At 38.2% G+C, this 19,336-nt stretch carries 20 protein-coding genes; 18 read left to right on the top strand and 2 right to left on the bottom strand.

Annotated features, from left to right (window positions below):
- Positions 1-90 precede the first annotated feature (90 nt).
- The 18 genes from KO529_RS16790 (at position 91) to KO529_RS16705 (ending at position 16,234) form a co-directional block, all read left to right on the top strand.
- Positions 91-1,062: an acyl-CoA thioester hydrolase/BAAT C-terminal domain-containing protein gene (locus tag KO529_RS16790; protein WP_215949021.1), complete on the top strand. Its 972-nt coding sequence runs from the start codon at positions 91-93 to the stop codon at positions 1,060-1,062.
- A gap of 194 nt (positions 1,063-1,256) precedes the next feature.
- Positions 1,257-1,856, top strand: a complete 600-nt coding sequence (locus KO529_RS16785) for a hypothetical protein (RefSeq protein ID WP_215949020.1) — start codon at positions 1,257-1,259, stop codon at positions 1,854-1,856.
- A 194-nt stretch (positions 1,857-2,050) separates the two neighbouring features.
- On the top strand, positions 2,051-2,593 hold the full coding sequence (locus KO529_RS16780) for a hypothetical protein (RefSeq protein WP_215949019.1): 543 nt from the start codon (positions 2,051-2,053) through the stop codon (positions 2,591-2,593).
- Positions 2,594-2,607: 14 nt separating this feature from the next.
- The gene (locus tag KO529_RS16775; protein ID WP_215949018.1) at positions 2,608-3,144 is read left to right on the top strand and encodes a GNAT family N-acetyltransferase; all 537 of its coding nucleotides are present in this window, start codon (positions 2,608-2,610) and stop codon (positions 3,142-3,144) included.
- A gap of 157 nt (positions 3,145-3,301) precedes the next feature.
- Complete coding sequence (locus KO529_RS16770; protein ID WP_215949017.1) at positions 3,302-3,835, top strand: GNAT family N-acetyltransferase; 534 nt, start codon at positions 3,302-3,304, stop codon at positions 3,833-3,835.
- Between the two features lie 142 nt (positions 3,836-3,977).
- Positions 3,978-4,406 (top strand): hypothetical protein, encoded by a 429-nt coding sequence (locus KO529_RS16765; RefSeq protein WP_215949016.1) that lies wholly within the window; start codon positions 3,978-3,980, stop codon positions 4,404-4,406.
- Positions 4,407-4,938: 532 nt separating this feature from the next.
- Positions 4,939-6,351, top strand: a complete 1,413-nt coding sequence (locus tag KO529_RS16760; RefSeq protein ID WP_252734440.1) for an amidohydrolase family protein — start codon at positions 4,939-4,941, stop codon at positions 6,349-6,351.
- 80 nt (positions 6,352-6,431) lie between these two features.
- Complete coding sequence (gene yiaK, locus KO529_RS16755; protein ID WP_215949014.1) at positions 6,432-7,439, top strand: 3-dehydro-L-gulonate 2-dehydrogenase; 1,008 nt, start codon at positions 6,432-6,434, stop codon at positions 7,437-7,439.
- 31 nt (positions 7,440-7,470) lie between these two features.
- The gene (locus tag KO529_RS16750; RefSeq protein WP_215949013.1) at positions 7,471-8,178 is read left to right on the top strand and encodes a class I SAM-dependent methyltransferase; all 708 of its coding nucleotides are present in this window, start codon (positions 7,471-7,473) and stop codon (positions 8,176-8,178) included.
- A gap of 122 nt (positions 8,179-8,300) precedes the next feature.
- Complete coding sequence (locus KO529_RS16745) at positions 8,301-9,398, top strand: hypothetical protein (protein ID WP_215949012.1); 1,098 nt, start codon at positions 8,301-8,303, stop codon at positions 9,396-9,398.
- A 105-nt stretch (positions 9,399-9,503) separates the two neighbouring features.
- A complete protein-coding gene (locus KO529_RS16740) occupies positions 9,504-10,268 on the top strand; it encodes a helix-turn-helix domain-containing protein (protein ID WP_215949011.1) in 765 nt (254 codons plus the stop codon).
- 141 nt (positions 10,269-10,409) lie between these two features.
- Positions 10,410-10,817, top strand: a complete 408-nt coding sequence (locus KO529_RS16735; protein ID WP_215949010.1) for a DUF1398 domain-containing protein — start codon at positions 10,410-10,412, stop codon at positions 10,815-10,817.
- 734 nt (positions 10,818-11,551) lie between these two features.
- Positions 11,552-12,010, top strand: coding sequence for a hypothetical protein (locus tag KO529_RS16730; protein ID WP_215949009.1), 459 nt, complete (start codon positions 11,552-11,554; stop codon positions 12,008-12,010).
- 36 nt (positions 12,011-12,046) lie between these two features.
- Positions 12,047-12,412: a DUF2200 domain-containing protein gene (locus tag KO529_RS16725; RefSeq protein WP_215949008.1), complete on the top strand. Its 366-nt coding sequence runs from the start codon at positions 12,047-12,049 to the stop codon at positions 12,410-12,412.
- A 618-nt stretch (positions 12,413-13,030) separates the two neighbouring features.
- The gene (locus KO529_RS16720) at positions 13,031-13,603 is read left to right on the top strand and encodes a hypothetical protein (protein ID WP_215949007.1); all 573 of its coding nucleotides are present in this window, start codon (positions 13,031-13,033) and stop codon (positions 13,601-13,603) included.
- Between the two features lie 137 nt (positions 13,604-13,740).
- Positions 13,741-14,205, top strand: coding sequence for a DUF4019 domain-containing protein (locus KO529_RS16715; RefSeq protein ID WP_215949006.1), 465 nt, complete (start codon positions 13,741-13,743; stop codon positions 14,203-14,205).
- A 98-nt stretch (positions 14,206-14,303) separates the two neighbouring features.
- Entirely contained in the window at positions 14,304-14,633 is a 330-nt protein-coding gene (locus KO529_RS16710) for a hypothetical protein (RefSeq protein ID WP_215949005.1), read from the top strand.
- Positions 14,630-16,234: a sulfatase family protein gene (locus tag KO529_RS16705; protein ID WP_215949004.1), complete on the top strand. Its 1,605-nt coding sequence runs from the start codon at positions 14,630-14,632 to the stop codon at positions 16,232-16,234. The genes KO529_RS16710 and KO529_RS16705 overlap by 4 nt, the downstream gene beginning before the upstream one ends.
- 355 nt (positions 16,235-16,589) lie before the next feature.
- Here KO529_RS16705 and KO529_RS16700 read toward each other — a convergent pair whose 3' ends face one another.
- Both KO529_RS16700 and KO529_RS16695 read right to left on the bottom strand, forming a co-directional pair.
- Complete coding sequence (locus KO529_RS16700; RefSeq protein WP_215949003.1) at positions 16,590-17,549, bottom strand: lipid A deacylase LpxR family protein; 960 nt, start codon at positions 17,547-17,549, stop codon at positions 16,590-16,592.
- Between the two features lie 560 nt (positions 17,550-18,109).
- The gene (locus KO529_RS16695; protein WP_215949002.1) at positions 18,110-18,922 is read right to left on the bottom strand and encodes a nickel-binding protein; all 813 of its coding nucleotides are present in this window, start codon (positions 18,920-18,922) and stop codon (positions 18,110-18,112) included.
- Positions 18,923-19,336 lie beyond the last annotated feature (414 nt).

Below are 19,336 nucleotides of genomic sequence, written 5' to 3'. Positions count from 1 at the left end.
CACAATTGGATTTTAAAGATTTCCTATATTGGGTGTATTAAAAATATATGATCTATGGTCATATATAATTGTTAGCTACAACCCTATTAAATGATCAAAAACAGAAAATACATTATTGGGATCGGAATACTAATATTCCTAATTGTTGGATATTTTATAGCGGACAGTATTCTATTTAGTGGTGTAAGGCCAAGACACATAAATGAAAATGGTTTTCAGGCAAATTATTTTGTAAAAACCGATACCAAGAAAAAAGTATCAATAGTTTTGATAGGTGGAGGACCATGGGGAGATTACTGGGGGCAACAGTTTGCCAGCAGCGGATATAGTGGTTTGTCATTACCATATACCCAAAGGGAAGGCTTACCCAAATTACCCGAGGAAATTAATTTAGAATACTTTGAAAAAGCTTTGGTATGGTTAAAAAAACAGCCAGAAGTTGATCCAAATAAAATAATTGTAATGGGAGCATCAAGAAATGCGGAATTAGCATTAGTCCTTGCTTCCATATTCCCTGAATCTATTAGCGGAGTTGTTGCCTACGCACCAAGCGCTGTATCCTGGTCAAATACAGTTTTACCATACAATTCCAACGAATTGAAATCGAGCTGGAAATATGAAGGGGTTGATATTCCATACGTGCCTATGAATAAAATAAAAGGAAACGAATCAAATAAAATTATAATGGTAGAGTATTGGAAAAAGGGGTTGCAAAAAACAGATTTCATAGAACAAGCGGCCATCAAAGTGGAAAAGATCAATGGACCTGTTCTACTTTTTTCTGGACGTGATGATCGGGTTTGGCCATCATCCATAATGGCAGATATGATAGAAAAAAGATTAGAAGCCCATAGTTTTAAATACTCTTTTCAGAATATAAAATATGAAAACGCTGGACACTTAATTTCTAGTAATCCCGATGACAATACCAGTTATAGAACTGGAACAATTAATATTAGCGGGAAAAATTATGAATATGAATTTGGCGGAAATGATGATGGAGATTTTAAGGCTAAACAAGACGCCAAAATGAAATTGATGGAATTTTTGGAAAAGATTTAAAAACTTGCCAGTAAAACCTATGAAGCAATGCAGGCCTGGGCTTCCATTCCAAATTTTGTCCAAATTTCTGAGATCTCAAAATCGGAAAGGTTTTGTTATCTGATTTGCGGAAAGCAAATGATAGTTTGCTCTCCTACTTTTAATAACACAACAATTGTGCTCTATGCTGGGAAAACGTAATAAAGATTTATAAAGTGGAGATATTTGATGGAACTTGGTTAATGATTAAAAAAGGGTCCGATTATTGTCCGCCTGAATTTATTGAATTTGAAAACAACCAAATTATTCACTTTAAGTTAGAGAAAATAATCGTAGACGGATTATCAAAAAAAGTACATGAAAGGAATGAAACTTTTTCTGAAACCAAATGTGTGTTTATAAATGAAAATAGGATAAGAATATATAGAATGGGAAAAACCCATACAGCTATTAGCGAAATAGAATCGCTTACAGAAGATACTGAATTCGCTACGGATTACGAAAGAATAAGACCTACAAAAACAAAATTGACCTCAAAGAAAATTCAGGCAATCGAATTCGAAGCTGAATGGAATAATGAAAAAATCCCCTTCGTGTTTAATAAGATTTTGGATAATCCGACAATAAATAAAATTAACAAAAGACTTAATATAGAGGGTCGAAAATTAGTATTGGAAAAACTTCAAGGAACATATTTTGCTTCGATTTATGAAAATGGAGAAAGAAGTACACTTATCGGAATTAAGGAAATTGACGAGGAAAAAGCAATTCTTTTTGGTTTTCCTGAAACACCCTATCAAATAACAGCAAAATGATTAAAAATACGCTAGACGCAACAATGCCTAAATTCTATCGGACTTACTAACGTCAGTGCCAAACCGAAAGTTAATGTATAGAAACCCTTAACCAACGGTTATACACGTTTGTTTTAGGACGTTTTTTTAAAGAATATTACGAATAGACAAATCAAAAATTTTGAATAAAAAAATCAAATTCACACCCTCTTAAAATGACAAAATTACTTATTCTATTTACAGTAATCATTAGTATAGGTTGTAAAGAAAAACATTCAGAATCAATAGTTGGAACACAATTTAAAGACTACGGGAGTTTAAACCAATTAGTCAATTTTGAAAAGGTATCCGATACTACTTTTTTTAATGATGAAATTGAACCTAAATTCAAATTACTTCATTTAAAAAACAAAAACAGAGACCTTGTTATCTATTCCAGGATCCAATATGATTCTAATAATAACAGGATATACAAAGTATTGGATACCTTATCATTTTTAACTTCTGATAATAGTGAAAAACTAACAATTGGTTATTGTGAAATTGACTTAAAAAATAATAACAAGGGTAACATAATTGCATTAATTGAAAAAACCGATGATGAAAATATGTTTATCAAAAAAATAAAGGAGGCATGGGTTGCCAACCCCGATTCTGAACGAATTGAAAAATTAAAAAACATTGATATAGTGGATTGTTTCAATGATTCATACAACGGAAACGAAACTAAAATCAATTATGATCTTTTAAATAAATAAAGAACGAACATATAATGAAAAGTACATTTCCAATTCTAGAATCAGAAAGGGTAACTTTAAGACAATTTGTTGATTCGGATTTGGAAAATGTTTTTAAAGGGCTTTCACACCCCGATATTATTAAGTACTACGGAATTAGTTTTAATAGTATGGAAGCAACAAAAGAACAAATGGCCTGGTATGCCGACCTGGAAAAAAATGAAACTGGAATTTGGTGGGCTATTTGCTCAAAAGAGGATGGCAGATTTCTTGGAGCAGGAGGATTAAACGCCATAACCAAAGAAAATAGAAAGGCAGAAATTGGTTTTTGGTTGATGCCAGAAAATTGGGGAAAAGGACTTATGACCGAAGTAATGCCCCTAATTATTAATCACGCATTCACTAGTATAGGATTACATACAATTGAAGGTTTTGTGGAGACTAAAAATGTGAATTGTAAAAAAGCTCTTGCTAAACTGAAATTCAATTGGGAAGGAACTATGCAAGACTGTGAAATTAAAAATGGAGAATTTATTAGTTTAGATATTTACTCAAAATTAGTTGACAAATGAAACGTCTTGCAACAGGGTGTTTGAAACATTCTCCATAACAGTTAAAGCGAAAGTCTGTGCACATTTGCAATGACCAGTTAACGGAATAATGCGCAATAACAAAATGTTGATGCAGAAATCCTATTCCCGTTTCATACACTAACCATTGGCCATAATTATGAATAAAATTCATCTCCAAACAATAGCGGAAAAAGAGGCGAAAGAATTATTTAGCCTGATAAACAGAAATAAGGAAAGATTAGCTAGATATTTTCCCCTTACCTTAAAAAAGAACGAAAATATTGATTCGACTATCAATTATTTAAAGGAGTTAACGCAAAAAACAAAAAAGAAGGAAATTTATGCCTTGGGAATTTATTCCCAACAAGTTTTGATAGGTATGATGTTTGTTAAAAATATCGATTGGCGGGTTCCAAAATGTGAATTAGGTTATTTTATAGACAAGGCATATGAAGGAAAAGGAATAATGTCCATAGCCATTGATGAAACCATTAAATATTGTTTTGAAAATCTGAAAATGGAAAAAATATTTTTAAGAAATGGAACTGAAAATATTGGTAGTAAACGCCTAGCCGAAAAAAAAGGATTTGAATTGGAAGGAATAATGCGCAGAGAATTTAGATTGGAGACCAAGGAATTAGTCGATGTAGAATATTATGGAAAATTAAAGACTCCTACCAAGAATTCATAACCGCTTCTTGATCTAAAATTAGCAATTTAAAACCTGTAACGCATGGTTCTAGGAGACTGTTGTACTTAATTGCCAAAATAGATTGTATTAAATCTGAATTGGATTTGAAAATATTGTATTAAGTCACATCTTTGCGCCTCTTATGAAGAAAACCATCCTATTTATTTTATCATTATCCGGAATATTCGCCAGCGCACAGGAACTGGATTGCACAGACTTTACAAATGGCACCTTTTTGGTCCACACAAGCGGGGCCGCCCCAGTAACATGGAGATTGGTCAGGGAAGGGAATTACCAAACGGAATATAAGGTAGAAATTCCGGGAAACGATCACGGTTCGACGGCTCCTAAAATTGAACATTCCAAAATTGAATGGATAAATAACTGTACTTTTCGCCTAACCTATGACGAATCCAAATCAGAACTTACAGTGGCCCAAAAATATATTAATCAAATTAATGGTATTTTGATGGAAGTAATAAAAATAGAGGGGAATTGTTTCACCTATAAATCTACCATGACCGTTAATGGTAAGGATGTGGTAAATCAAGGTAAAATGTACAAACAATAATATCCGTTCCAAAATACCTTGAAATATATACCAATATATTGGACTATATAAGGTATTGGATTATGGGAAAAGCCAATAAAACCTTATCCAAATGGTTTAATTGGTTTCATATAGGTTTTACTTTTGGAGGAACTTTTATTGTACTTGTTTTATCTCTATTTTAGAGATAATATTATGGAATATGACTTTAACAATAGCCTTATCTTAATAGTATTCATAACAATCTTAGGTCAAATTATTTTCCCCATCAATATCATCTACGGATTACTGAATAAGAAAGATAGAACCAATAGCTAGTACAGATCTTAATTTAGTCCTCCCCTATTCCTAAGAAAAAACTTCTTGCTTTTTGTCCGTCACTATTCCTATCCTGTATAATCCTCCTAGACCTATAATCCTAACAGGCCTGAATTTCTAGATTCAATTGGGCAGGTTCGATATGTATTTACTAAATTAGTTACCAAAACATCGATATTAATTTTACACCAGCATTTTAGCGCCTATTGGATAAATGAAACTATTAAAACGCCTTTTGAAAATTTTCCTTGGGATTGTTGGTATGGTAATTATAGCTGCCATCATTGCATTGGGGCTGGACATATTGGGGACGAGTTATTTGAAAATCAAGAATGTGCCGGCTTCCAATAACACAACCTATCTTATAACCAATGTAAACATAATTCCAATGTTCCAAGATACTGTCTTGGCCAATAAAATGGTGTATATCCAAGATGGTTTCATTAAAAGTATCTCCGAAAGCCTACCCAACAAAGAAGTAGAGATTGTTGATGCCCAAGGTAAATTTCTACTCCCCGGACTCATAGATATGCATGTGCACGTATGGGACAAATACGAACTTGGACTGTACCTTGCCAATGGTGTCACTGCGGTTAGAAATGTATGGGGTATACCAATGCATTTAAGAATCAAGGAAGATGTAAACAATGATAAAATACTTTCCCCCTACTTTTACACAACGGGGCCTAAGCTCACAGGCCCGGAATTTATAGGTGACGATAATTTAAATTTAACCAGTCCCAGTGAAGCCAAAGATAAAGTGATTTCCTATAAGGACAGAGGCTATGATTTTATTAAAACCTATTATGGATTGGATAGGGATATATTTGATGCTGTTGTAAAACAGGCTGGCATTTCCAAAATGGATATCGTTGCCCATCCTTCACAAAAAGTGCCCTTTTCATATCACTTAAATCCACAGATCAAATCTATTGAACACGCCGAAGAAATTGTGCAACAACCTTTGCAGTTCAATTTAGACACCATTAAACTACAACCTATAATCGATTCAATTTCCAATTCAAAGCATAGCAGTTATTGCCCAACGCTAACGGTGTTCAACAATATTTATCAGATGATGATAAACGATTCCATTTTAGAGGCGGAACCTTTATCCTATATGAATCCACTCATCAAAAAAGTAGACAGTAAAAATCAGTTTAACCGCTGGCACAATGCCAAGATGGAAGATTCCAATGTGGTGGATAGAATAAAAAATCAACACGATTTTCATTTGGAAATCGTTGCCGAACTCCACAAGGCCGGGGTTCCAATTATATGTGGAACCGATGCAGGAATAGGAGTTACACTGCCTGGATTTTCAATTCATAAAGAACTTGCATTTTACAAGGAGGCAGGACTTTCCAATTACGAAGTTTTGAAAACGGCCACGGTAAATGCTGCTCAAACACATTCCATTATGCACCAACTGGGAACTATTGAAGTAGGTAAAGTTGCCAATTTGCTTCTTGTAGATCATAACCCGTTAATAGAATTATCCACATTGAAAAACCCTTCAACCATTTTTATTAAGGGAAGGCAAATAAATAGAAAGACCCTCCTTTCCTTTAAAGAAAAGGCCAAGAATCGGAAAAATTTAATAGCCTCAGCACTGAGGTACTTGGAAAATTTGCTCATTGAAAAATAGATTATCGCACATAATTAACCTATAATCACAGCAGTCGGAAGGATTGTTGTTTACTATCAACCATAAAACAAATAAAAACCATGCAAATTAACTCCCAACATATGCAGGATGTACTCTACAAACTGTTCCTAAAATATAAGTTTCCTCAGGAAAAGGCACACTTACTGGCCCAAACCTATACTGAAAGTACCTTGGCCGGTGTAAATTCCCATGGTATCAACAGGGTACCCCTTTTTTTGGAATATGTGGAAAACGGTTCCGTTAAGATTGATGCCGAGGCTGAAAAAGTGGAGTCATTTGGCAGTATAGAACGCTGGGACGGGAATTATGGCCCTGGTATCATCAATGCTACCAAGTGTACCAATCGGGCCGTGGAACTAGCCAAAACACATGGCATGGGCCTTGTAGCATTGCGCAACACCAATCATTGGATGCGCGGCGGCACCTATGGAAAGTTTGCAGCGGATGCAGGTTGCATTTCCATCCTATTCACCAATACACAGCCCAATATGCCGCCTTGGGGCGGTAATGACAGCCGAATTGGCAACAACCCGTTCATTGTATCCATTCCAAGGAAGGGGGGCAATGTGGTACTGGATATGGCCATTTCCCAGTTCGCTTTCGGGAAGATCAATGACTATAAACTAAGGGGAAAAAAACTGCCCTTCCCAGGGGGTTGGGATGCCAATGACGAACTGTCCAACGATCCCGAGAAGATTACATTAAAGGAACGTGGTCTGCCCATTGGGTATTGGAAAGGTTCCGCCCTATCCATAATTTTGGATATGTTGGCCACCTTATTGTCCGCCGGAAATTCTACCTATAAAGTAGGGCAAAAGGATTTTGAAACGGGGATATCCCAGGTGTACCTTTGCATTTACCAAGAAGTTTTTAAGGACAAGGCACTACAGGAAAAACTATTAAATGAAATTATTGACTATACCCATGATGTAGAACCCATGCAGGCCGGAGATAAAATTTATTATCCCGGGGAAAGAAGTGCCCTTACCAGGGAAGAAAATCTAAAGAACGGGATGCCCGTTAGCGATAGTGTTTGGGAAAAGATTATGGCCCTGGCCGAATCATAAAAAAGAAGAACTTATATATACTTTACAAGTAATGAAAAAATCAACCATAACGGAGATCAGGGAACGTTTCGACAAGGATGTGGAGCGTTTCTCCAATTTGGACACTGGGCAACTTACCACCATCGACGCAAAAATTTCCTTGGAGCTGATTACCGAAGCAGCCAAAAGAATTGCCCCCAATGCCGAGCAATTATTGGACATAGGATGTGGCGCGGGAAACTATTCCCTAAAAATGCTCTCCAAACTTTCCAACCTGGAATGTACCCTGGTAGACCTTAGTGGTCCCATGTTGGACAAGGCCTTAGAAAGGGTATCTGAACAGACCAATAGAAAGGTGCATATAGTAAAGGGAGATGTCAGGGAGGTACCTTTAAAGCAAAACCATTTCGATATTATTTTAGCAGGAGCCGTACTGCACCATTTAAGGGACGACCAAGATTGGGAAAACACCTTTAAAAAAATATATGGCCTGCTAAAGCCAGGAGGCTGTTTTATGATTTCGGACCTGATTACCCAGGACAGCGAAATATTAAATGAATATACCTGGGAAAGATATGGGGACTATTTGGAGGAATTGGGCGGAAAGGACTACAGGAAAAAAGTGTTGGATTATGTGGACAAAGAGGATTCTCCAAGATCTATGAACTATCAGATGGACCTTATGAAAAAGTTAGGCTTTAGCAAGGTGGAGATATTGCATAAGAATATGTGTTTTGGGGCTTTCGGAGGAATAAAATAAGGATTCTATCCATTTAAGGGCATAATACATCCATTTTACGTTGATCCGCATTCATAATCGTGCCAATACATGCAATAATATTGTGCGGGAAGTTGTAAATTAATTGTCAAAAATTAAAGGGAATGACTTCAAACCTAAAACTCCGATGTTCCTACCTATTCCTTTTTTCAATGCTCGGACTTGTGTCCTGTGGGTCATCTTCAACTAAAACCATTGAAATTAGGGGTATCTACGGGAACCCCAAACCCCTATGGGACAAAGGGTATAAACTAAACGACCTTGGGGTAAATGCCATATTTGTCCACAGCGGATCCATTAACGAGGACATGATAGACAGGGCAAGGGCCGAAGGGGCCAGGGTATATGCCGAATTCGCCACTTTGAACGGCAAAGGTTACGTGGATACCCATCCTGAGGCCTGGGCCATAAATGAAAAAGGAGAAAGGGTTGCGGCCGCCACCTGGTTTATGGGTGCCTGCCCTACCGAACCAGGTTTCAGAAAATATCGTTTTGACCAGCTGCGCGACTTGCTACTAGAGTATGATCTGGATGGGGTGTGGATGGACTATGTACACTGGCATGCCCAATTTGAAGACCCGGAACCCATTTTGCCTGAAACTTGCTTTTGCAAGCATTGTTTAAATAGTTTTTCAAAGGATAGCAATATCCGTTTGCCAGATGCCACAAATGCTGAAAAGGCAGAATACATTCTTAACAACCATGATTCGGCATGGCGAAAATGGCGTTGCCAGGTTATTTACGATTGGACTTCCAATATTAAGAGCATTATGGCCGAAATTAAACCCAGAGCCCTACTTGGCCTTTATCATTGTCCGTGGAACGACGAAGAATTTAATGGCGCCAGAGAACGTATTCTGGGTTTGGATTATGATCTTTTGAAAAAAACCGTGGATGTTTTTTCGCCTATGGTCTACCACCAAAGAATGGGCAGAGACCCCAATTGGGTGGAGGAGAACATTGAATGGTTTAGTAAAAAGATAGATGCTGAAGATAATGCCTACCCAAAAATATGGCCCATTGTCCAGGCCTACAATGAGCCGGGCATAGTTACCAATGAAGCCTTTGAAACGGTATTGCGTGGCGGACTAGCTGGTAAGTCGACCGGAGTAATGATGTTTACCACCCATGCCATAGCAGAGGATGAAGGTAAAACGGAAGTGATGAAAAAGGTATATTCTGAGCAAAAGGACAGACAATGAAATAGAATTGATGTAAAAGGTATTAATTCTATTTATAAAAACGGAATATAGGTACTTTTAACTATACTCAATTGTTGGTAACAAGCACACTAACCATAGCGAGAAATGCAGTTCTATAAATATTTTCCGAATGAAAGTTTAAGGCCCTACATCAAATATCTTGTTGTATCGGAGAATGAAATGGAAAGTGAATATAAAGTTTTTCCACCATCAGGTTTGGTAATGGGGTTTCAATACAAAGGACAGCTTGCTATCGTAAAGGGAAATATAGAGAACAAACTCAATTCATCGGGAATAACAGGGATTTCCGATAGGTATAGAATCTTTAAAAACTCTGCAGGTATCGGAACAATTCTAGTATATTTTACCGAAATTGGATTCACCCATTTCACTTCCCTTCCTGCTAACGAACTATATAATCTAAGTCTTTCACTTGACGATATTTTTGATAAAAACAATATATCCGAAGTGGAGGAAAAATTAACTTTAGCCACAACCGAAGAGCAACGAATCATTGTCGTTGAACAGTTTTTGTTATCACAACTTAAAGACATTGAAACGGACAAATTGATTGCCGAAGCTATTAAGCTCATTTATCAGAGCAACGGAGCAGTCAGAATAAAAGAACTAAACCAGAAATTATTTATCAGTCAAAGTCCTTTTGAAAAGCGTTTTAGAAAAGTTGTAGGATCAAGCCCTAAAAAATTCGCTTCAATTGTACGTTTTAACAGGATACTTGACAGTCTTAACACAAGAAATTCGCTGACAGAAATCTGCTACGACAACAATTTCTTTGACCAAGCCCATTTCATTAAAAATTTCAAACAGTTTACTGGAGAAACCCCTGAAAATTTTAAACGCTTCCTATAACAAAACGATTTTTTACAATTACAATTATTTTGGATGTTGAACCTTTGCATAGTAATCATAATTGTAAAACAGTGAGATAGTACATAATCATTTAACTGCTTTAAACATTATGGTTTCGTGAATCCATCAAATCGTTTAACTATGAAAAATCAACAAAGAACATTTAGGGCAGATGAAATAAAAAAAGCACACAGCAAAGTAAAATCGGGTGCTGACTTTCCAACTTATATTCAAGATCTTAAAAAATTAGGGGTTTCCCATTATGAAACTTTTGTAGCGGATGGGCATACGGATTATTATGGTGTTAATGACTACATAATAAGGTCACCCGCAAAGTACGCTTCCCTAAATATTGCACAAACATCCAATAAGGAAGAATTTCAAACCCAATTAAAAGCGCATCAAGAAGGAAAAACGGATTATCCTACATTTTGCAATGACGCGTCAAAATCAGGAATTGAAAAATGGGTCGTACTTATGGAAGAAATGACCTGTACCTACTTTGACAAGGCCAACAATAGCATTTTAGTTGAGGAGATACCTCATTAAATACAGGCTACGCCGTTCTCGATACTAAATGGCTATCGCCATTTCACTCGAACTGACGATCGATAAGCTCACTATGGCGTCCAACTTTGAACCCTCCCCTACTTCGATTTCGCACTTTCAATTAACCTTTCTCTGTTGTCTCCCCGAGCGCAGTCGAGAGGTATAGGACAATAATAACTTTTATTGAGGTCTCGACTCCGCTCGACCGGACAAACCACGATTGTATCTGTTTAGCCCCCGCTGGCGCGAGCATCTTGCTCGTGCCTTAACAGTCCCCATCACTTCGAGCCCGCCTATCGGCAGACAGGACCGCCAGCCAGTCGGGCAGGTGGTTTTATGGAGAGTAATGAAATAAAATTGTATCGAGAAGAAGACAATCTAAACCTAACCTATTCTCCATACAAAATGGCTATCGCCATTTCACTTGAACTGACGATAGAACAGCTGCCCCTCTGGCGCGAGGGTCTCGCCTGCCTGACGGCGAGGCAGGCTCGTGCCTTAACAGTCACTTGTTCAGAATTGAAAGCTACTAACATTATTTATTTTGCGATTATTATAACTTCATTATCTTTAGAATAACGGTAGTTGCCTAGATATGGTTTTAATACCCCTCTAACATATATTTTACAAGGTTAACCTTCTTTTCCATAAATGGACAACGCGAGCATGAAACATGATATTAATGGCAATTCTTAGTAGGAGCTCAATAAAGAAATTAATAAAAGTGAAGAACAATGAAAGTTAATGCAGTGGTATGCCAAGGTCATGGAGTTGCCTCGGGGAAGGCAAAAGACCCACGCTATCCCGATGGCACCTTAAAAGCCCAATGCGAACATTTTTTGCAAAAAGGCTTGGACCTAAATCAGTACTTTCTGGGAACTATCAATTTGGACATTGCACCGTATATTTTCAAAATAAAAAAACCAAAACATTTTCTTGAGAATGTAAATTGGTCCAAATACATTCCTCTTGAAAATTTTTATTTTTTTGATGTATCCCTTCAATTTAAAGGAAGTACTTATAAGGGGTTGATTTATATGCCAGATCCTACCACCAAAGCAGAACATTTTCAAAACCCGACCATTTTGGAACTTTTGCTTCCAAAAATTGAAGGATTAAAATATGGGGATGTTGTAATGCTAGAGGTTATTGATGAACAAATAGAATTGATAGACACACCATCAACGGATTAAAAGTAAAACAACTGGACCAGCACCAAAGTATTTATCATGAAAACAACACCCGAACACAACGAGCGTATAGCGAAATTAACCTTCGCCTCTGTATATCCTCACTATATCACAAAGGTGGAAAAGAAAGGCAGAACTATAGAGGAATTGCATACAGTGATAGAATGGCTAACAGGATATGATGAAAATAAATTGAAGGAACTCATAGATGAGAAAGTTACTTTTAAAACCTTCTTCCAGAGGGCTAAATTGAATCCCAACGCCCACCTCATTACGGGTCTAATCTGTGGCTATAGGATAGAGGAAATTGAAAACACACTAACGCAACAAGTACGGTATTTGGACAAGCTGGTGGACGAATTGGCGAAAGGAAGAAAGATGGAAAAAATTCTACGTGCGGGGTAGATATACCATTATGGCATTATAGTTGGCGTGGCTGTCGTCTTGAACGCTCTTGAGAGGTATAGGACAATAAACTTTTTTGAGGTCTCTACTCCGCTCGACCGGACAAACCACGATTGTATCTGTTTAGCCCCCGCTGGTGCGAGCATCTTGCTCGTGCCTTAACAGTCCCCGTCACTTCGAGCCCGCCTAACGGCAGACAGGACCGCCAGCCAGTCGGGCAGGTGATTTTATAGAGTGAAACGAAATAAAATTGTATCGAGAAGAAGACGATCTAAACCTAACCTGTTCTCGATACAAAATGGCTGTCGCCATTTCACTCGAACTGACGATAAAACAGCTGCCCCGCTGGCGCGAGCATCCTGCTCGTGCCTTAACCGTCACTTGTCCAGAATAAATGGGGTTACTCATAAATATAGTACGAATATTTTTTTCTCTATATCTTTAGAGCAACCGTAGTTGACTTAGTATAATTTTAATACGCCCTCCGGCATACTTTAGATCGTCATCCCTGATGGCAATGTCGCACAATAGAAAGGCACGAGCAGGATGCTCGCGCCAGTGATGAGAAAAAATACATAGAAAAGACTGGTGCAACGCATAACTGAACAACAAATACAAATGAACAAAATCGTAAATCTAACCTTACTATTACTAATCGGATTCATTTGCTGTAAAAACTCTAGAAAGGAAATTGATAAACTTGAAATTGCTAAGAATTATTATAAGGCTCTGGATAGTTCTGATGATTTAAAAATAACTCTTTTATTGACCGATAGCCTTGTGACCAAAGAAACCAAATATGACTATGAACAGATATTTTCTTTGAATGAATATATTGAATGGTTGAAATTGGATGCTGTGTTTCAACCATCATACGAAATCCTTCAAATGGAACAGGAGGATGAAATTGTGAAAGCAAAGATTTCAAAAATCGACAAAAGAATCTCATTTCTTCACCAAGAACCAATTGTCACTAATCAAATTATCCGATTTGATAATGATAAAATCATCAGTATTGAAACAACAGAATATGTTATTTTCAATGATTCAACATTTGTTAAAAACAGAGATGGTATTGTAAGTTGGATTGACGAAAATCATCCTGAATTGAATGGTTTCATACACGACCAAACAGAGACTGGAGGATTAAAATACTTAAAAGCAATTGAACTATATAAAAACAAAAAATAACGTGCTACAAAACCAAATCTTTTGAAAAACACCTATCCATCCCAAAAATCATTACGTCCTTAAAGCAAATTTCATTTAAGTCCATAATATTGCATTAAGGGTATTGAATTGTTAACCCAAAAAAAAATAATATATTCATGAAAAAATCAATGTACAAATACCTAGTCTTTTTAGTTTTTACCGGACTATTGTCCTGTAAATCCAATTCGAAAAATGAAAAAGTAGTAAATATCCAATCAGAGGCCACCGTTTCCAATGAATTAAAACAAGAAGTAATCCAGGATGCCAAGGGATGGCTGGGATTGATTTATGAGCAAGACTATTCCCAGAGTTGGGATAATGCGGCTTCCCTTTTTCAAAAAGCGGTTACAAAAGAACAATGGACGCAACAGTTAAGTGGTATTGTGCCCCCATTGGGAGAAGTAATCAGCAGGGACGTAATTTCATCGGAATACCATACAACACTTCCAGGAGCACCGGATGGGGAGTATATAGTTATCCAATTTAAAACCTCCTTTGAAAATAAAAACGAAAGTATAGAGACCGTTACCCAAATGAAGGATGGTGACCAATGGAAGATATCCGGGTACTTTATAAAATAAGTCTCAGCCTATTAGCTGTGAGACTATAAAAATAAAGGCTATTCTTAGTGTAGTTCGTTAAAGTCTACCTTTATTTACCATTAAATCCTAAATAGTACATGATCGAAACAATTACGTTAAGGAATAGCCCCAAATTGGATATTAGGCTTCAAAAAGATATGTTTGAAATAGTGGATCAGCTAACTCCAAAGAATAATGGCTCCTATGCATGTGGCGGTTTAAAGTCGGTCCAATTAAACAAGGGCTGGTTACTTTCCCTGCTTAGTTATATTCCATTTTTTTGGACGGTCCCCTTTGAACCGGGATTTAGAAACAGAACGCATCTCAATATTAAAATGGCCGAAAAGACGCTAAGAATATGGTTGATGGGTTCGGATATGGAGAAAGCGGCCAGTGTAAAGCAGGAATTGAACAATAAAAAAGTATGACATTAAGAATTGTAATTTGTATTACAGTATTATTAAATACAGGCTTGGGGTTTAACGCTTCTGCCCAAGACCGCCCCAATATTCTTTTTGCAATTAGTGATGACCAATCATTTTTCCATACGAGCTATGAGGGGTCGAACTTTGTTAAAACTCCTGCCTTTGACAGGGTTGCCCGTGAAGGGGTATATTTTTCCAACGCTTATGCCGGTTCTCCTGGGTGCGCACCTTCCAGAAGCGCCATTATTACGGGTAGACATCATTGGCAAAATGAACAGGCCGGACAACATGCCTCGGCATGGTTAAAGAAGTATGTTCCCTTTGTGGATCTGCTTGAAAAAAATGGATATGCCACAGGAAGAACCGGAAAAGGAGTTGGTCCTTTTCAATACGCCCGTACAGAAGGGGATTCGCTTTGGCGAAAAAACGATGCTGCCGGAGTTTCACATAGTAATCTTAAATATGAAAAGCAAAACGATGAACGATTTGCCAACGGCATCAACGCAACCAATTACTTTGGGAATTTTAGATATTTTGTAGAGAATATTAAAAAGGAGCAACCATTTTTTTTCTGGTATGGAGGCTATGAACCGCATAGAAGCTACGAAAAAGGATCTTGGAAAAATATGTCCAAAAAATTGGAAGATGTAGAGGTGCCCGAATTCCTTCCCGATAATGAGGAAATACGGGGAGATCTATTGGATTATGCGGTTGAAATTGAGTGGTTTGATCTTCATCTTCAAAGGATGCTCGAATATTTAGAGGAAATTGGGGAATTGGAAAACACTATTGTAATCGTAACTGCCGATAATGGTATGCCCTTTCCACGTGCCAAGGCCAATAGCTATGAATACGGCGTCCATGTTCCTTTTGCCATTAGATATCCAAAGGAATTTCCGGAAAATAGGGTTGTAGAAGATCCCATTGGTTTTATTGATTTGGCACCTACCATTCTTGAAGTAACCAATACTTCCTCCAAAGGAATGCTCCCCATTACCGGGAAAAGTATATTGAATCTTTTGCGATCTAAAGAAAGTGGTGTCGTATCAAAAACGGAAAGATCAGCATACTCTGGTAGGGAACGACACTCCTCGTCCAGATATTTAAATTGGGGATATCCTCAAAGGTCCGTACGCAAGGGAGATTATCTTTTTATTTGGAACATGAAACCCGAAAGGTGGCCAGCAGGTGCACCACAAAAGTTTGCAGAAAATGATAGCACACAATTGCTTCCTATGCACGGACTGGATAAAAACAATACCTACCTAAATGGCAGTGCTTATACCGATATTGATGATTGCCCAACAAAAACCTATCTTATAGAGTATCATGAAGAAGTAGAAATTATGCCCTATTTCGATTTAGCCGTTGATAAACGACCTGAATTTGAACTTTACAATGTGCAGCAAGATCCTTCTTGTTTAAAAAATTTATCGGGAACACCCTCATTGAAAAAGATTGAAGAGGCCTTAAAGACCCAATTATTACGGGAATTGAAAAAATCCAATGACCCCCGTATTGTAGGTCCCGATCACCAAATATTTGATAGCTACAAACGCTATTCTCCATTGAGAAAGTTCCCAAAACCGGATGATGTAAATTGATTGCTGTACCAAGAACCATAAAGGAATAAGAAACTAGACTGCTTCGCTACTAGAAACTAGATACTGGACTTTTTTTTGTCTTGACCTAAATCTCTAGACTCAAGATTCTACGCTACTGTTTACTGCCAACTTATTACTCACCACCCAACACTTCGATTTCGACTTCGCTCAATCTCCGTAAAGACCTAGAACATTAAACTTTGAACTTTAAATAGATTCAGCCTCTGATTACTGAATACTGTCCACTGACTCTTGGCTCTAGACTCTAGTCTCCGTTCTATTGGCTATTGGCTCTGACTTCTGTTCACTTACCACCTAATACATAATACTAACTACTCAACACTACCGTTAGGCATCAAAATCCCCTGGTATACGACAGTATAACGTACTGATGGGCCCTGGCCTTCTCAAATTCCGGAGTATTATAGCGTACCCCTACCCAATACTCATTTCGGCCGTGGCGGAATTGAAAATCGAAACCAGCATAGGCTACTGTTTTATTGGAGGCGACCAATAAAACGGAATCATCGCCCAGGGCATTGCCTTCCAAGAGGCCGTTGTGCCCCACCATGCGATAACCACCACGTAGGGCAAAGAAAATCTCACTGTCCGTAGATCCAATTTGGTTGTGTGCTATACTGGAGGATAACGGATTTCTCTTTCCAAAATAGGCCACCAACTCTGGATGCATGTAAATATCCCGGGTGCCAAAAGCAAATTGGGACTGTGCCGCAATATGAATACTAAATGGGTTGGGAGCTAATTGCCATTCGTAAAGGTATCTGGTGTACAGGTTATAATGAACACTATTTTCCATTTCCCCCACCCAGGTCGGGGTTTCGGTTTTCATAACCGAATGATGGTACCACCTTTGCAAACTACCTGCTCCCGAAGCCTCGCCTGCTATACCAAGGAGAAAATTGGCCTCTATCATATTGTTGTGCCCCACACGGGACCATCCTGACCTAAGTGCCGAAAATCCGACATAGGCGCGGTCCAATTTTTGCACGTCATCTGTAATAAGATATGACGGAGTTATAATTTCCTGACCAAGGGAAAAGCTAAGCTGTTCGTTTTCGGAATTAAAAAATCCCTTTTCAAGTCGGTGCCGATACGTTAAAAATAGTCCGGCAGTATAATACCGATCCGTGAGCAATATAAAATCATTGTCGTGCCGCAATCCAATTTGGTTACGAAGAGTACCCCTATCAGGATTATTCATCTCTTGTTGTGCCACGGAAATTAAGGTCCCTCCAACAAAACAAATAAACAATGTTAGGGAGTTATATAAGCCTTTGGAAAAACTGGGCCCCATTTTAAGTGGTTTAAAAACTAGATTCAACTTATTGGAGATGTATTGGCGGGGAGAAAGTACAAATTAATAATCAGAAAATTAAGTACATTTCCATTTTAGGGAGGGTGCTTCTTTGAACTCCAAGCTTAATTTACTTAGAAACAAAACCGCTTTGCTATTAGAACCTAGATACTGAACTTTTTTTGTCTTGGCAGCAGTTTCTAGACTCTTGGTTCCAAACTATTGGCTAATGTCTATTGCCAAACGAATAAGAAACTAGACTGCTTCGCTACTAGAAACTAGATACTGGACTTTTTTTTTGTCTTGACTCTAGTCTCTAGACTCAAGATTCTACGCTACTGTTTACTGCCAAATTATTACTCACCAACCAATACTTCGATTTCGACTCCGCTCAATCTCCGTAAAGACCTAGAACATTAAACTTTGAACTTTAAATAGATTCAGCCACTGATTACTGAATACTGAATACTGTCCACTGACTCTTGGCTCTTGGCTCTGGTCTCTAGATTCTATGCTCCGTTCTATTGACTCCTGAAAACTGAAAACTGCTAAACAGCCTATCACCATTCAATAAGTTCCAGATCTATGGGATCATCAAAGCCTTTTAGCTTTTGCGCGCCCAGTGAGGTAAAGGAGATCGGCTTGCCTATGCACAAATCTTTAACCACCTTGGCAGTAATAATTTGACCAGATCCCCCGTAGCTACAGATACGTGCCACCATATTCACCGTAGAACCAAATAGTGCGTCACCATCCTGTACCGGCTCTCCTGCCCCAATGCCTATTCTGGCCTGCAGCAAAATTCCATCCTCACGGGATTCATTGTACTTGGATAATTGGCGCTGTATTTCCACTGCACAGACCGAAGCCGTATAAGCAGATCTGAAACTTGTCAGGAATCCATCGCCCGCCCTATCCACTTCACGCCCCCCATGATCCACAAGGGCCTTTCTTACTACATCCCTATAGGTATGCACCAGAACAAGGGCCTTGCTGTCTCCCAAGGCCTGGGTAATATCTGTGGAACTCACCATATCTATGAACATAATCGCCCTAAATGGACTCTCGGTCATGGGTTTCCCGTCCTCTTTTTCGGGGTCTATTACCCGGCCCAAAAATTGGGCTACGGCCGATCCGTCCACTTCAATGATCTGGTTGGGTATAAGACCGTGTGCTTCTTGATGCATTTCTCGTACGGCAGTTGCTGATGGGGCTTCTATAAGACAAAAAGCTACGCCCTTATCTTCATCATGCCAATAGGTCAATGCCTTGCAATGATGCCTAGATTGAATTTTCATGTCCTCATGATGCGCCTTTGCAACCTCTTCAGGAGTGGCCCCTTCAATATAATGTCGATCCATAAATAGTGGCATAGTTTCTCATTTTTAGGATGGGGGGGGCGAAAATTGGTCAAAGCTGGGTAAAAGTACAGGTATAGCGCCTCATCAAAGGCCATATCACCATGACTACCAGCTTTCTAAAGATACCAAAATATTGGTTATAAATATTGAAAAAGGAGCAAATCATTGGTTGTGATTGTTAAATTTGGTAGATAAGGGAATCAGAAACAAGACCGCTTCGCTATTAGAACCTAGAAGCCGGACTACTATTTGTCTTTGCTCTAGACTCTTGCCTACTGACTAAGGAATCAGAAACTGGACCGCTTCGCTACTAGAACCTAAATACCAGACTTCTTTTGTCTTGGCTTTAGACTCTTGATTCTTTACTCTTTACTATTGCCTATTGGCTCTTGCCTACTGACTAAGGAATTAGAAACTAGACCGCTT

Source organism: Arenibacter algicola, assembly GCF_018860365.1.
Lineage (GTDB): Bacteria > Bacteroidota > Bacteroidia > Flavobacteriales > Flavobacteriaceae > Arenibacter > Arenibacter algicola_B.
The sequence above is the reverse complement of the archived record's forward strand: the minus strand, read 5'-3'. Positions and strand labels throughout refer to the sequence as shown.

What these genes read in the sequence shown, in the direction of transcription:
- KO529_RS16790 (WP_215949021.1), top strand. Translation starts at nt 91, where the DNA reads ATGATCAAAAACAGAAAATACATTATTGGGATCGGAATACTAATATTC.
- KO529_RS16780 (WP_215949019.1), top strand. Translation starts at nt 2,051, where the DNA reads ATGACAAAATTACTTATTCTATTTACAGTAATCATTAGTATAGGTTGT.
- KO529_RS16775 (WP_215949018.1), top strand. Translation starts at nt 2,608, where the DNA reads ATGAAAAGTACATTTCCAATTCTAGAATCAGAAAGGGTAACTTTAAGA.
- KO529_RS16770 (WP_215949017.1), top strand. Translation starts at nt 3,302, where the DNA reads ATGAATAAAATTCATCTCCAAACAATAGCGGAAAAAGAGGCGAAAGAA.
- KO529_RS16765 (WP_215949016.1), top strand. Translation starts at nt 3,978, where the DNA reads ATGAAGAAAACCATCCTATTTATTTTATCATTATCCGGAATATTCGCC.
- yiaK (WP_215949014.1), top strand. Translation starts at nt 6,432, where the DNA reads ATGCAAATTAACTCCCAACATATGCAGGATGTACTCTACAAACTGTTC.
- KO529_RS16750 (WP_215949013.1), top strand. Translation starts at nt 7,471, where the DNA reads ATGAAAAAATCAACCATAACGGAGATCAGGGAACGTTTCGACAAGGAT.
- KO529_RS16745 (WP_215949012.1), top strand. Translation starts at nt 8,301, where the DNA reads ATGACTTCAAACCTAAAACTCCGATGTTCCTACCTATTCCTTTTTTCA.
- KO529_RS16740 (WP_215949011.1), top strand. Translation starts at nt 9,504, where the DNA reads ATGCAGTTCTATAAATATTTTCCGAATGAAAGTTTAAGGCCCTACATC.
- KO529_RS16735 (WP_215949010.1), top strand. Translation starts at nt 10,410, where the DNA reads ATGAAAAATCAACAAAGAACATTTAGGGCAGATGAAATAAAAAAAGCA.
- KO529_RS16730 (WP_215949009.1), top strand. Translation starts at nt 11,552, where the DNA reads ATGAAAGTTAATGCAGTGGTATGCCAAGGTCATGGAGTTGCCTCGGGG.
- KO529_RS16725 (WP_215949008.1), top strand. Translation starts at nt 12,047, where the DNA reads ATGAAAACAACACCCGAACACAACGAGCGTATAGCGAAATTAACCTTC.
- KO529_RS16720 (WP_215949007.1), top strand. Translation starts at nt 13,031, where the DNA reads ATGAACAAAATCGTAAATCTAACCTTACTATTACTAATCGGATTCATT.
- KO529_RS16715 (WP_215949006.1), top strand. Translation starts at nt 13,741, where the DNA reads ATGAAAAAATCAATGTACAAATACCTAGTCTTTTTAGTTTTTACCGGA.
- KO529_RS16710 (WP_215949005.1), top strand. Translation starts at nt 14,304, where the DNA reads ATGATCGAAACAATTACGTTAAGGAATAGCCCCAAATTGGATATTAGG.
- KO529_RS16705 (WP_215949004.1), top strand. Translation starts at nt 14,630, where the DNA reads ATGACATTAAGAATTGTAATTTGTATTACAGTATTATTAAATACAGGC.
- KO529_RS16700 (WP_215949003.1), bottom strand. Translation starts at nt 17,549, where the DNA reads ATGGGGCCCAGTTTTTCCAAAGGCTTATATAACTCCCTAACATTGTTT.
- KO529_RS16695 (WP_215949002.1), bottom strand. Translation starts at nt 18,922, where the DNA reads ATGCCACTATTTATGGATCGACATTATATTGAAGGGGCCACTCCTGAA.